Annotated in this window: 12 protein-coding genes; 4 read left to right on the forward strand and 8 right to left on the reverse strand. The window is 60.3% G+C overall.

Annotation, left to right across the window (positions count from 1 at the left end; genetic code table 11):
* Window positions 1-8: 8 nt before the first annotated feature.
* Complete coding sequence (locus ACQZ60_RS09940) at window positions 9-992, reverse strand: ABC transporter substrate-binding protein (RefSeq protein WP_035263358.1); 984 nt, start codon at window positions 990-992, stop codon at window positions 9-11.
* 329 nt (window positions 993-1,321) lie between these two features.
* Window positions 1,322-2,566 (reverse strand): aminotransferase-like domain-containing protein, encoded by a 1,245-nt coding sequence (locus tag ACQZ60_RS09945; protein ID WP_448735155.1) that lies wholly within the window; start codon window positions 2,564-2,566, stop codon window positions 1,322-1,324.
* A gap of 273 nt (window positions 2,567-2,839) precedes the next feature.
* Here ACQZ60_RS09945 and ACQZ60_RS09950 point away from each other — a divergent pair, with 273 nt between their 5' ends.
* Together ACQZ60_RS09950 and ACQZ60_RS09955 are read left to right on the forward strand one after the other, a co-directional pair.
* The gene (locus ACQZ60_RS09950; protein WP_137453007.1) at window positions 2,840-3,292 is read left to right on the forward strand and encodes an RbsD/FucU family protein; all 453 of its coding nucleotides are present in this window, start codon (window positions 2,840-2,842) and stop codon (window positions 3,290-3,292) included.
* Between the two features lie 108 nt (window positions 3,293-3,400).
* Complete coding sequence (locus ACQZ60_RS09955) at window positions 3,401-4,432, forward strand: endonuclease/exonuclease/phosphatase family protein (RefSeq protein WP_448735156.1); 1,032 nt, start codon at window positions 3,401-3,403, stop codon at window positions 4,430-4,432.
* A gap of 74 nt (window positions 4,433-4,506) precedes the next feature.
* Here ACQZ60_RS09955 and ilvC read toward each other — a convergent pair whose 3' ends face one another.
* From ilvC to ACQZ60_RS09970, 3 genes are all read right to left on the reverse strand, one after another.
* On the reverse strand, window positions 4,507-5,526 hold the full coding sequence (ilvC, locus tag ACQZ60_RS09960) for a ketol-acid reductoisomerase (RefSeq protein ID WP_003495030.1): 1,020 nt from the start codon (window positions 5,524-5,526) through the stop codon (window positions 4,507-4,509).
* Window positions 5,527-5,575: 49 nt separating this feature from the next.
* The gene (locus ACQZ60_RS09965) at window positions 5,576-6,229 is read right to left on the reverse strand and encodes a TetR/AcrR family transcriptional regulator (RefSeq protein WP_448735157.1); all 654 of its coding nucleotides are present in this window, start codon (window positions 6,227-6,229) and stop codon (window positions 5,576-5,578) included.
* A 410-nt stretch (window positions 6,230-6,639) separates the two neighbouring features.
* Window positions 6,640-7,548, reverse strand: coding sequence for an AraC family transcriptional regulator N-terminal domain-containing protein (locus tag ACQZ60_RS09970; protein WP_448735158.1), 909 nt, complete (start codon window positions 7,546-7,548; stop codon window positions 6,640-6,642).
* Between the two features lie 190 nt (window positions 7,549-7,738).
* Between ACQZ60_RS09970 and ACQZ60_RS09975 the strand changes: the two genes are divergently transcribed.
* Entirely contained in the window at window positions 7,739-8,785 is a 1,047-nt protein-coding gene (locus ACQZ60_RS09975) for an NAD(P)-dependent alcohol dehydrogenase (protein ID WP_425647107.1), read from the forward strand.
* A 225-nt stretch (window positions 8,786-9,010) separates the two neighbouring features.
* Here the strand turns inward: ACQZ60_RS09975 and ACQZ60_RS09980 are convergent, their stop codons facing one another.
* Window positions 9,011-10,276 carry an NAD(P)/FAD-dependent oxidoreductase gene (locus tag ACQZ60_RS09980; RefSeq protein ID WP_425647106.1) on the reverse strand — a complete coding sequence of 422 codons (1,266 nt, stop codon included), beginning with the start codon at window positions 10,274-10,276 and terminating at the stop codon, window positions 9,011-9,013.
* Between the two features lie 72 nt (window positions 10,277-10,348).
* Complete coding sequence (locus tag ACQZ60_RS09985; protein ID WP_448735159.1) at window positions 10,349-11,104, reverse strand: pyridoxine 5'-phosphate synthase; 756 nt, start codon at window positions 11,102-11,104, stop codon at window positions 10,349-10,351.
* 236 nt (window positions 11,105-11,340) lie between these two features.
* On the opposite strand from ACQZ60_RS09985, the gene ACQZ60_RS09990 reads away from it, so the two are divergent.
* Window positions 11,341-12,039, forward strand: coding sequence for a MerR family transcriptional regulator (locus tag ACQZ60_RS09990; protein ID WP_080851513.1), 699 nt, complete (start codon window positions 11,341-11,343; stop codon window positions 12,037-12,039).
* Between the two features lie 6 nt (window positions 12,040-12,045).
* Here ACQZ60_RS09990 and ACQZ60_RS09995 read toward each other — a convergent pair whose 3' ends face one another.
* A complete protein-coding gene (locus ACQZ60_RS09995; RefSeq protein ID WP_003522390.1) occupies window positions 12,046-13,173 on the reverse strand; it encodes an ATP-dependent DNA helicase in 1,128 nt (375 codons plus the stop codon).
* Between the last annotated feature and the right edge of the window lie 48 nt (window positions 13,174-13,221).

The raw sequence follows: 13,221 nt of genomic DNA on the forward strand, positions 1-13,221 counted from the left end.
CCGCTATATCAGCCCTTGGAGCCGAAGGTATCGGAGAAGGTCTTCAGGTCCTGTTCCGAATTCTTCAGCGCATCGGCAGCGTTGAGCGGCAGAACCTTGATCTTGTCGCGAGCCGGGAAACCTTCCGGCATGCCGGCATCGGCACGAACCGGGATGTAACCGAGCTTGACGAAGCCCTGCTGGCCCTTTTCGGACAGCACGTAATCGACGAACTTCTTCGCCGCTTCCTCATGCTTGGTGCCCTTGATGATCGCGACCGGCTCGGTGACGGCCGAAACGCCCTCTTCCGGGAAAACGAACTCAACCGGCGCGCCCTTCGCCTTTTCGCGGATCGGCATGTAATCGACGACCACGCCATAGGCCTTTTCGCCCGATGCAACGGACTTCAGAACCGCACCGTTGCCGCCGCCGGCAATGGCTTCATTGGCCTTCAGCTGCTTGTAGTAATCCCAGCCGAGGCCGTTTGCGGCGGCAAGCGTCTGCGCATGGATCAACGCCGCACCGGACGTCAGCGGGCTTGGCATGGTCACCAGACCCTTGGCTTCCGCCTTGGCCAGATCCTTCCAGCTCGTCGGCTTCATTGCGGCGGCAGTGTTATACATGATGCCGGTGGTGATGAGCTTGGTGGAATAATAGAAGCCGTCCGCATCGTAGAGCGAGGCATCGATGTTCTTGGCTTCCGCGGACTTGTAGGCGAGAAGCTGGCCAGCCTGCTTCATGCGCTCCAGCGTCACGGTGTCGGCGATCAGCAGCACGTCGGCAACCGGATTGCCGGCATTGATCTCCGCCATCAGCTTGGCCATGATCTTCGGCGTTCCGTCACGCACCCATTCAACCTCGAGACCGGGATTGGCGGCCTTGAAACCATCAACGGTCGCCTGCGCGTCCTCGTTGGGCTGGCTGGTGTAGAGCACCAGATCGGCGGCATTGGCGGCGGTGGCGATGAAGCCGAGCGACACGATGGCGGTGAAAGCGGAGAGCAGCGTTTTCATGGGTCCAGTCCCTGTTGTTTGGTGGGACCGCTAAAACATGATTGCATAACATGTATGTGACAGGCAGGATTTTTGGGTGTGATCTGTTGGGGCCATCGCGGTTAGGAGTAACAATGCCCCTTGGCGCTTGCGGTTTACCCCCTCTGCCCTGCCGGGCATCTCCCCCTCAAGGGGGGAGATCGGCAAGAGGCGCTGACACCACTTCGGTCTCAAACATCGAGATGGGCGAAACCTGCCCGCGAGTCGATCTCCCCCCTTGAGGGGGAGATGTCCGGCAGGACAGAGGGGGGTGAAACCGCACCCTCCGTCAATACCGTAAGCCGCCGCCCTCAAATCGCCGGCAGCGCCTCACCCGTTTCCGCCTGCGCCGTCGCGATCAACCGGCCAAGCCGCTTCATGCCTTCCTCGATCATCGCCTCATTGGCGCAGGAGAAGCTGATGCGCAGCGTATTCGTGCCGGAGCCATCCGCGAAGAAAGCGCGACCAGGAACGAAGGCGACCTTTTCCGTGGCGATGGATTTCGCCAGCAGAGCTGCGCCATCCATTCCCTCAGGCAACGTCACCCAGATGAACATGCCACCTTCCGGCTTCGTCCAGCGCGTGCCTTTCGGCATGTATCTGTCGAGCGCGGACAGCATCGCGTCGCGGCGGGCGCTGTAAGCGGCCTTGATCTTGGCGACCTGCTTGTCGAAGCCGCGCGAGGCGACACGTTCGATGGCGATCTGGTTGATGGTCGAGGAATGCAGATCGGCGGCCTGCTTCATCAGCACCAGTTTGCGGATGACCGGCGCGGAAGCGACGATGTAACCGACGCGAAGGCCGGGTGCGAGCGTCTTCGAAAAGCTGCCGCAGTAGATGGTGCGGGTGTTCTCGATGCCGCCCGAGCGGGCGATGTCCAGCGCCATGATCGGCGGAACAGCCTCGCCATCGTAACGCAGCGACTGATAGGCGGCGTCTTCGATGACGGCGATATCGAGTTCATCGGCCAGCGCCAGAACCTTTTCGCGGCCGGCCAGATCGACGGTTTCGCCGGTCGGATTGGAGAAATCGGCTGAAAGATAAGCGAATTTCACTGCACCGCCGAGCTTGGCGGCATTCTCACGGTAAGTCTCGGGCGTGCGGTTGCCGCCGGGGTTCAGCTGGTCGTAATTCGGCTCATAGGCGTTGAAGGCGGAAAGTGCGCCGAGATAGGTCGGCCACGTCACCAGCGCCGTATCCTTCGGCGACAGGAACAGCTTGCCGAGATAATCGAGACCCTGCTGCGAACCGGAAACGATGAAGACGTTGTCGGCGGTGCAGTCGATGCCGATCTCGGCCATTTCGCCCGCCAGCCATTCGCGCAGCGGCTTGTAACCTTCGCTCACCGAATATTGCAGCGCGGAGTTGACCTGCGAACCCGAAAAAATTTCCGCATAAGCCTGCTGGAACTCCTCTGCGGGGAAAAGAGCCGGGTCAGGAATACCGCCGGCAAAGGAGATGATATCGGGCTGCTCGAGCAGCTTCAGCAACTCACGGATTTCGGACGCTTTCATGCGCGAAGAGCGCGTGGCGAAAATTTGCTCCCAATTGAGCATGGGTACGTTTCCTCTTGTGTCGTTTTTATGCGTGCATCTTTACAGAAATGTCGATACGTCAGCAATACTGACTTATCAGTTTTTCGAATTATTTCTGCCTCCCTGCACATTGCCCGCAACCGACCTGCCTTAAGGCCCGATTTTGCGGACAAAGCCAAATACACCCTTGCGCAAAGCTTCACAATCACACCTTTGCGATTGACGCGGCATGGTTTTCCGGCTGGATTGCGCGCGCGCCGCAACACGGCGAAAGCATCATGGGAGTTTGACGACATGCTGAAAAATATCGACCCGGCGTTGAATGCCGATGTCCTGCACGCGCTGCGCGCCATGGGGCATGGCGATACGCTGGTAATTTCCGATACCAACTTCCCTTCCGATTCCGTTGCCCGCCACACGACCGTCGGCAAGGTGCTGCATATCGACAACGTCTCGGCAGCCCGCGCCATGAAGGCGATCCTCTCCGTCCTGCCGCTCGACACGCCGCTGCAGCCTTCCGTCGGCCGCATGGAAGTGATGGGCGCGCCGGATCAGCTGGAGCCGGTACAGGTGGAAGTGCAGAAGGAAATCGACGCGGCGGAGGGAAAATCCGCACCCATGTATGGCATCGAGCGCTTCGCCTTCTACGAACAGGCGAAAAAAGCCTATTGCGTCATCACCACGGGCGAAACCCGGTTTTATGGCTGCTTCCTTCTGACGAAGGGTGTCATCCCGCCGGCGACGTAAGGCCAAAAACGGGAAAATTGCGCCGGCCGCCCACCTTCATGACAATTTCAAGTTGTTATGGCAAAAACTTCCACTAGGCTTGAAAAACCAACCGGAGGTGTGCGGATCATGACCCAATATGTCCTGGCGTTCTGGAATGTCGAAAACCTGTTTGCGCCGGAGGGTTATCCGGCGCGCGAGCCGTGGATTGCCGAACGGCTGAAGAACGATCTGAAAGGCTGGACCGAGGACCTGTTCAAAACCAAGGTCAAGCAGCTCGGCCTGATCATAAGCCAGATCGGCGGCGCGGGACCGGATCTGCTCGGTGTCTGCGAAGTCGAGAACCGTTTCGTTCTGGAGACGCTGGCGGAACATCTGAACGACCTCATGCCCGCGCGCTCCTACCGGGTCGTGCATGCCGATTCCAGCAAGGACCAGCGCGGTATCGATACCGCCTTCATCTATGACAGTAAAAAGCTGCTGATCAACGAGAACGAGATTTTCAGCCATTTCGTGATGCGCCGCACCGGCACGCGCGACATTACCCAGTGCACTTTCATCACCAAGGGCGGCCGCCAGCTTATCGCGCTCTCCAATCACTGGCCGTCGCGCTCGGGCGGCGCGGTGGAAAGTGCCGGTTTTCGCATGACGGCCGGTGAAACGCTGGGCTACTGGCACCAGCGTATCCGGGAAGAGAAAGGCAACGACATCGCCGTCGTCGCCTTCGGCGACTTCAACGACGATCCTTCCGATGCCTCGCTACGCTACCACGCCAATTCCACCCGCGAGCGCGACGATGTCGAAAACTCGCAATCGGCCATGTTCTACAATCTCACCTGGAATTATCTGCGCCAGCCGGTGTTCGATTCAGTCGGCACGGCAAGAACGATCTACGGCACGCTCTATTTCAACGGAGACGCCAATATCTTCGATCAGATCCTCGTTTCCCGATCGCTTCTGACCGGCAGCAGCGGCTTCAAGGCGCGTGAGGAGACGGCAAAAATCGAAGCCATTGCCGCCATGGTCAGCCACAGCAAGAATGAGGGGCCGATCCGCTTCGGCCTGTCGAAAGGCGATGCGGTCAAAAACGTCAATCTCGGTGGCTTTTCCGATCACTTCCCGGTTTCGGTGGTTATCGAAGAAGAAGACGCCATCGTGTGATCGAGCACCAGGCACGATGCAAAAAAGGCCGGCGCTTTCGCCCCGGCCTTCCAATCTTCTGCAAGCAATGAAGCTTAGTTGACGGCCTTGTCGACCAGCTTGTTCTTGCCGATCCAGGGCATCATGCCGCGCAGCTTGGCGCCGACTTCTTCGATCTGGTGGGAGTCGTTGTTGCGACGGATACCCTTGAAGCGGGCGCCGCCGGCCTTCCATTCCTGCATCCACTCGGAGGTGAACTTGCCGGTCTGGATGTCGTGCAGAACGCGCTTCATTTCAGCCTTGGTGTCGGCGGTGATGATACGCGGACCGGTGACGTATTCGCCCCACTCGGCCGTGTTGGAGATCGAGTAGTTCATGTTGGCGATGCCGCCTTCATAGATCAGGTCGACGATCAGCTTTACTTCGTGCAGGCACTCGAAATAGGCCATTTCCGGTGCGTAACCGGCTTCGACCAAGGTTTCGAAACCGGCGCGGATGAGTTCGACGAGACCGCCGCACAGAACGACCTGTTCGCCGAAGAGGTCGGTTTCGCACTCTTCCTTGAAGTTGGTTTCGATGATGCCCGAACGGCCGCCACCAACGCCGCAGGCGTAGGAGAGAGCGAGTTCAAGCGCGTTGCCGGAAGCGTTCTGATGAACGGCAACGAGGCAGGGAACGCCGCCGCCCTTCTGGTATTCGCCGCGAACCGTGTGGCCAGGGCCCTTCGGTGCGATCATGACGACGTCGAGCGATGCCTTCGGCTCGATGAGGCCGAAGTGAACATTGAGGCCGTGTGCGAAAGCAATTGCTGCGCCATCACGGATGTTGCCGGCGATGTCGGCCTTGTAGATGTCGGCCTGGAGTTCGTCCGGCGTCGCCATCATCAGAAGGTCGCCCCACTTGGCGGCTTCGGCAACGGTCATGACCTTGAAGCCGTCGGCTTCGGCCTTCTTGACGGTCGGCGAACCGGCCTTCAGAGCGATGACGACGTTCTTGGCGCCGGAATCCTTGAGGTTCAGCGCATGGGCGCGGCCCTGGGAACCGTAGCCGACAACGACGACATTCTTGGACTTGATGAGATTGAGATCGGCATCACGATCATAATAAACGCGCATTTTATGGTCCTTCCCTAATGCTTGTCTCTCAGTTGTCTGAACCGGAATGTCAGGCGGGTTTGCCGCTGAGTTCCGAATGTACCTTTTCCGTGCCGTAGAGGGTCAGAAAGGCGACGACCGCCTTCTTCGCCCGGGCGGAAAAATCCCTGTCCGGCGCCTCGCCCAAAAGCATGCGCACATGCAGATCCGAAACGATGAGGCCGTAAAAACTGCGATATGCCTCCTCGGCATCATCGAAACGCAGATAGCCGGAACGGCGACCCGCCTCGATCAGCCCACGGGCGCGGCGGTCGATCTGGCGACGGCCGCGTTCCAAGAGCAGATCGCCGAGCTTCGAACCGTCACGGCTCGCCTGCCCTATCGCCAGACGGTTAAGCGCCAGCGACACATCGCCCGCCAGCACATCCAGCAGATCATGCGCGAAAACCTCGAGGTGATCGGCAAGCTGCGGTGCGGAAACGCGGTCGCCCGCCTTTTCGAAGGTGCGGACCTTGCTCTGCTGAAAGGTGATCATCGCCGCCAGCAGGCCGTCGCGATCGCCGAACCACTTGTAGAGGCTTTCCTTGGAACAGTTGGCGGCGCGCGCCAGCCCGGATGTGGTAAGCGCCTTCTCTCCGCCCTCGACCAATAGACGCAATGCCTGGTCCAGAACGGCGTTCTGGCGCGGCGAAAATTCCTGCGCTGTGATCGGGTCGGAAGCCAAGTCTTTTTCACTCCAGGGGCTCGATTAATGTACCGTACGGTACGGTTCGAGCGCCATTTAAGCGGAGGCAGCGTTGGGGTCAAGCGGATTCTTCAGGAGAGGACGAGAATTGACGCGGTGCGGTGCAGCGTGAATGCCGGCCTGGAGAGCTTTATCAGGAGGTTTTGTGTTGGTGGCAGATCGATGGTGGGTGGGGCTTACCCCCCTCTGCCCTGCCGGGCATCTCCCCCTCAAAGGGGGGAGATCGACTCGTGGATAGGTCTCGCCTATCACGACGTTTGCGAATGAAGCGGTGGTAGCGCCTCCTGCCGATCTCCCCCCTTGAGGGGGAGATGCCCGGCAGGGCAGAGGGGGTAAAGCCCCACGCGCCTCGGTCCGCTATCAATAAACAACTTTCCCAAAGACCCAATCTACCCAGCCGCACTGATCTCCCGCGAGGCGTCGATATCCCGCGACGGCGATAACCCGTAGAAACGGCTATATTCGCGGCTGAACTGCGACGGGCTCTGATAACCGACGCGATGGCCGGCGGTGCCCGCATCCAGCCGCTCCAGCAGCATCAACCGCCGCGCCTCATGCAGCCGCAGTTGTTTCTGGTACTGAACCGGTGTCATGGCCGTGATCGTCTTGAAGTGATGGTGGAAGGACGAGACGCTCATGCCGATATGATCGGCGAGATCCTCGATACGCAGCTGGCGTGCGAAATTCTCGCGCAGCCAGGCAATGGCGCGGGCAATGCGGTTGCCATGACTGCCCGCCGCGATGATGTTCATAAGCTGCCCGCCCGCCGGTCCGGTCAGGATGCGGTAGAGGATTTCCTGTTCGATCAGCGGCGCCATGGCCGCGATGTCCGCCGGACGGTCAAGCAGGCGCAACAGGCGGATAGCCGCGTCGAGAAGTTCCGGCGTGGCCGTATTGACGACGATGCCGCGCTGGGCGTTCGCCTGCTCCGCAGGCGGATCGATGGGCACACGCCGCATGAGATCGAGCAGCTTTTCGCTGTCGATGGCAAGAGCGATGCAGAAATGCGGCACCTCCCTGCTCGCCTCCACCACCCGCCATGCAACCGGCAGATCAAGCGAGGTCAGGAGATAATCCCCCGCGCCATAATTGATGGTGTCCGTTCCCAATTGAACGCTTTTCGAGCCCTGGATCACCAGCGCGAGACAGGGGCGATAGCTGCCGTGGCATGGGGCGCTCGGCGTCGTGCGCCTGCTGATGCCGAGGGAGTCGATTGCCGTCTGCACCTCGCCGTCCTGGGCGGCATGCCGCGCGGCGATGGAGGCGATCTCCTGATAGACATTGAACGGCAAGGACATAGGGGAAATCCCTTAACTGAAGGAAGAGATGCGTCTGATTGCCTTTTATCTAGAAAGCCGCGCGGCCCGCGCAAAGAGCGCGCCACCATATTTTTGCAGGATCGTGCAAAAAGCTCGGAGGATCGCTCTAACGCCGCGTCCCTCTTCCATCGCATATTCCGTCGTCCCCAACTCCCGAAAGGATATTCAGATGGCTATTGCTAGAGGTTACGCTGCGACCGATGCGTCGAAGCCGCTTACCCCGTTCACCTTCGAACGCCGCGAGCCGAACGATGACGACGTCGTCATCGATATCAAATATGCCGGCATCTGCCACTCGGACATCCACACCGTCCGCAACGAATGGAAGAACGCCGTCTACCCGATCGTTCCCGGCCATGAGATCGCCGGTGTCGTGAAGGCCGTCGGTTCCAAGGTCACGAAGTTCAAGGTCGGCGATCATGTCGGCGTCGGCTGCTTCGTCGATTCCTGCGTCGGCTGCGCCACCCGCGATCTCGACAACGAGCACTACATGCCCGGCCTCGTCCAGACCTATAACGACGTCGATCCCTTCACGAAAACCGCGACCCATGGCGGCTACTCCGACTCGATCGTCGTCAAGGAAGGTTATGTCCTGTCGATCCCGGACAACCTGCCGCTCGACGCTTCCGCACCGCTTCTCTGCGCCGGCATCACGCTCTATTCGCCGCTGCGCCGCTGGAATGCCGGTCCCGGCCAGAAGGTCGCGATCGTCGGCATGGGCGGCCTCGGTCATATGGGCGTCAAGCTCGGCGCGGCCATGGGCGCGGATATCACCGTTCTCTCCCAGACCCTGTCGAAGAAGGAAGACGGCCTGAAACTCGGCGCGAAGGAATATTACGCCACCAGCGACGCCTCGACATTCGAGAAGCTGGCCGGCACTTTCGACCTGATCATCTGCACGGCCGGCGTCGCCATCGACTGGAACGCCTATCTCGGCCTGCTGAAGCCCAAGGGCAGCATGGTCGTCGTCGGTGCGCCGGAGCATGCAATCCCGGTGCACGCCTTCTCGCTCATCATCGGCGCGAAGAACCTGTCCGGCTCGATGATCGGTTCGATCAAGGAAACCCAGGACATGCTGGATTTCTGCGGCGAGCACAACATCGTCTCGGAGATCGAGACGATCAACATCCAGGACGTCAACGAAGCCTATGAGCGCGTGCTGAAGAGCGATGTGCGGTATCGCTTCGTCATCGATATGGCGTCGCTCGACGCGTGAGCGTTGGATAGGGCACACACGCCACATCCCCACTCCGTCACCCCGGACTAGATCCGGGGTCCAGCGCGATCAAGTCTTTGATCGAAAAAGACTCTTTTCACGGCGCAGACGCGCCGTGGCTGGATGCCGGATCTAGTCCGGCATGACGGAGGAGAGGTTGGGCGCGCCTACAGAAGCACGGGGGCGGGAAGCGCAGGCTTCCCGCCCTTTGCCTTACCCCTGACCTCAGGCCTCGTCCTTCAGCGTCTCTTTCTGGGTAATCAGCCGCGCGCTGTGCTGGCCGCTTAAGTAAATCCACAGCCAGCTCCACGCCACCGCCAGCCGCGACCGGGTTCCGATCAGGAAGTAGATGTGGGCAAGCCCCCATATCCACCACGCCAGCACGCCCTTGAGCTTGAACCTGCCGAAATCGATTACCGCCGCGCGTTTGCCGATGGTCGCCAGATTGCCCTGATGGCTGTAGCGGAACGGCGGTGGTGACGGCTGGCCGGCCAGCCGCGCCTTGATGACTTTCGCGACATAGGCGCCCTGCTGCTTTGCCGCGGGTGCGATGCCCGGCACCGGCTTGCCGTTTTCCTGATTGACGGCGGCCGTATCGCCGATGACGAAGATATTCGGGTCGTCTTCCAGATTGAGATGAGGCCCGACAATGGTCCGCCCCGCCCGGTCGGCGGCGGCGTTAAGCCATTTCGCGGCTGGCGACGCCTGCACGCCGGCGGCCCAGACAACGGTGCGGCAGGGGTAATAGGTCTCGCCCACCGTCACGCCCTCATCGCTGCACGCCGTCACCGGCGTGCCGAGCAGAACCTCGACGCCAAGTTTTTCGAGCGCTTCCTTCGCATAGGCAGAAAGGTCTTCCGTGAAGACCGGTAGAACGCGAGGGCCAGCCTCGACGAGCAGCACCCGGGTCTTTCTGGTATCCACATTGCGGAATTCCGCCGGCAGCGCCTTGTGGGCCAGTTCGGCAATCATGCCTGCCATTTCCACGCCCGTCGGCCCTGCACCGATGATAACGAAGGTCAGCAGCGCCTGCCGTTCTTCTTCACTGGTGGCGAGTTCGGCCCGCTCGAAAGCCAGAAGCAGGCGGCGGCGGATTGTCGTCGCATCTTCGAGCGTCTTGAGACCGGGGGCGGAACGCTCCCACTCGTCGCGGCCGAAATAGGCGTGGCGGGCGCCGGTGGCCAGCACCAGCGTATCGAAGCCGATAACCTGACCCGAACTTAAATGCACGGTCCGCGCCGCACGGTCCACGCCGGTCACCTCCGCAAGCAGGGTCGTAACCTCCTTGCGGTCGCGATAGAGATGGCGGATCGGCCAGGCGATTTCGGATGTCGCCAGAGCCGTCGTCGCAACCTGATAAAGCAATGGCTGGAACAGGTGGTGATTGCGACGATCTATCAATGTGATGCGGACAGGGGCCCCCTCCAGCCCGTGTACCAGTTGCAAACCGCCGAAGCCTCCACCCACGACGACAACATGATGTTCTTGCATATGTCTTCTGCCTTCATAAGCTCGCGCACGGAGCATGCGCCGGCAAACTATAGGCAAAAAAATTGACTTTGGTTATGAAATAGCCTGACCGCAGGCGTGACAAAAACGCCGGACTGTTTCAGCCATGCCATATTCAAGCGCATCCGCCGTCAGCCCGTGACCGATGGAAACCTCGGCCAGATAAGGGATGCGTTTCATCAGCCTGGGCAGGTTTGCGACGGTGAGGTCATGGCCGGCATTGACGGCAAGCCCGAGCGATCTCGCATGATCCGCCGTCTGCCCGAGCTTTTCGAGAAGCGCCTCACCCTTTTGCGGATCGTCAAAACAGCCGCCATAGGGGCCGGTGTAAAGTTCGATGCGCGCCGCCCCCGTCTCGGCCGCCAGTTCCGCCGGCTCGCGTTCGCCATCGCCATCGGCAAAAAGCGAGACGCGCATGCCGCCGGCCTTCAGGCGCCCCACCACGTCTTTCAGGAAAACGCCGTGTTTGCGGAAATCCCAGCCGTGGTCGGAGGTTGCCTGCGACGGATCGTCGGGCACCAGCGTCACCTGCTCCGGTTGGGTCTTTTCGCAAAGAACGAGGAAATCCTCGGTCGGATAACCTTCGATGTTGAATTCCGCGCCGGGAAAACTGTCGTCGATCAGGGCTCGCAGCACCGGCAGATCGGAAAAGCGGATATGGCGCTGATCCGGCCGCGGGTGTACAGTCAGCCCGCTTGCCCCCGCCGCCAGTGCAATATGCCCGAAATGCGCGACATCCGGCCATGGAAGATCGCGGCGGTTGCGTAACATGGCAATTGCGTTCAGATTGACAGAAAGTTTTGCGGGCATGGCATCGGGGCTCCGGTTCGGAATTGACATCCTGTTTCACGCAGGTTGAGGCCAATCGCAAGAAGGCCGGCGAATTTTTTATTATTACGGGAACGAAAACAGGCAATACACGTTACGGTTCTGATGTAGCGTTTGGCATGAGGTCTTGATCGGAAAACATGCCCGTCTTGGGGGAACAAGCAACGGGCACCTTTAAAAAGGCAGGCACACTGTCAAAGAGCGCGAAGGGGGAGACAATGCAGGATGGCCGGATGCCGTTCGAAAGTCACGGCGACGAGGACAAACCCAATCTAAGGATCAGCAGCTTTCTACCGGATATAAGCCTGCCCTCCTCCCTGCCCGCGGAACCCGTGCCCATCGCCGACATGGCCAATATCTTCGGGGTGACCCATCGGACGCTGCATTTTTACGAGGAAAAGGCGCTGCTGACCTCGAAGCGCATCGGCCAGATGCGGGTCTATACCCACCGCAATGTCCAGCGCATGGCCGTCATCAACGTCTGCCGCGAAGTGGGCATTTCCGTCGCCGCCATTACCGAGATCATGGAAAAATTCGTCCGTTCGCTCTCGCAAAGCGAGGCGGACGATATATTCCACGCCGCGCTGCGGCAGCGGAAGCGGGAATTGACGGCCGAGCTTTCCACCCTTCAGCGCCAGGCCCAGCAGATCGAGGAACTGCTGGTCGCCGACACGGATGCGGACGGCATGGATGGCGCGGAACGGGCCCCGGCAAAGGACATCGCCCTCACCGACACCGAACGAAAATGTCTGGAACTGATGGCGGAGGGTTACGCCCCGGTGAGGCTCGCCCGCGCCCTTGGTCTTTCGGGCAGCGATCTCAATGTTCTCGAGGCGAAGATCATCGGCAAGTTCAATGCCAGCAACCGTTTTCAGGCGGTCGCCAAGGCGGTTCTGCTCGGCGTCATCCGTGCATAGTCACGATCAACGGACGATTGTCAGTGTCTCCGCCGCGCGGGTAATGGCGGTGTAAAGCCACCTCTCGCGCGAGTCCCGGAAAGCATAGCTCTCGTCGAAGAGAACCACATTGTTCCACTGCGAACCCTGCGCCTTGTGCACGGTCAGCGCATAGCCGAAATCGAATTCGTCATAACGCTTGCGGGTGGACCACGGAATTTCCGTCTCCACATCCTCGAAGGCCGCCTTCAGCAATTTGATCTTGGCAGCACCACGATCCATATCGTCGTCTTCAGGCCGGATCATCAGGTTGATGCCGGGCTTCACCGTCTCGCGCGAAGAACTCATCACCTGCCAGAGCGAACCGTTGAGCAGCCCCTTGGCCGGATCGTTCCGGAGGCAGACCAGCTTGTCGCCGGATTGCGGGTAATCGGCGGTAAAACCCTTCAGTTCGCGAAGCCGCTGATTGTAGCGGCGGCGGGTTCGGTTGGTGCCGACCAGCACCTGATCGGCATCGAGAACCAGCGACTGCGTCACCTCGGATTTGGAAATCACCTGCGCGGTCCCGTAGTCGCCGCGCATGATCTCCCGGCCTTCCCGCACATCCATGGCGAGATGGATGATGGGATTGTCCTTGGCCTGCCGATGGATTTCCGACAGCAGATAATCCGGCTCCTGCTCGGTAAAGAAGCCGCCGCCCGAAACCGGCGGCAGCTGGCCGGGATCGCCGAGCACGAGGATGGGCGTGCCGAAGCTCATCAGGTCCCTGCCGAGCTGCTCGTCCACCATCGAACATTCATCGATGATGATGAGCGCCGCCTTGGCGAGCGGGCTCTGGCGGTTGATGGAGAACATCGGCGCAATCGAAGTCTTGCCGGTTTCCTCGTCTTCCACGGTTTCTTCGCCGCGCGGGCGATAGATCAGCGAATGGATGGTGCGGGCATTGGTCGCCCCGCGCGAGCGCAGCACCTGCGCCGCCTTGCCGGTGAAGGCCGCAAACAGCACCTCGCCATCGACATTTTCCGCGAAATGCTTGGCAAGCGTCGTCTTGCCCGTTCCGGCATAACCGAACAGCCGGAAAACCGGCGTCCGGCCTTCCTTCAGCCAGCGGGAAACAGCCTTCAGCGCTTCGTCCTGTTGCGGTGAAAATAACATGCGCCCTCATCGCAGGATTCGAGCGTCATGCGCAACAGAAAAAGAACG

It is taken from the genome of Agrobacterium sp. 22-223-1 (assembly GCF_053522385.1).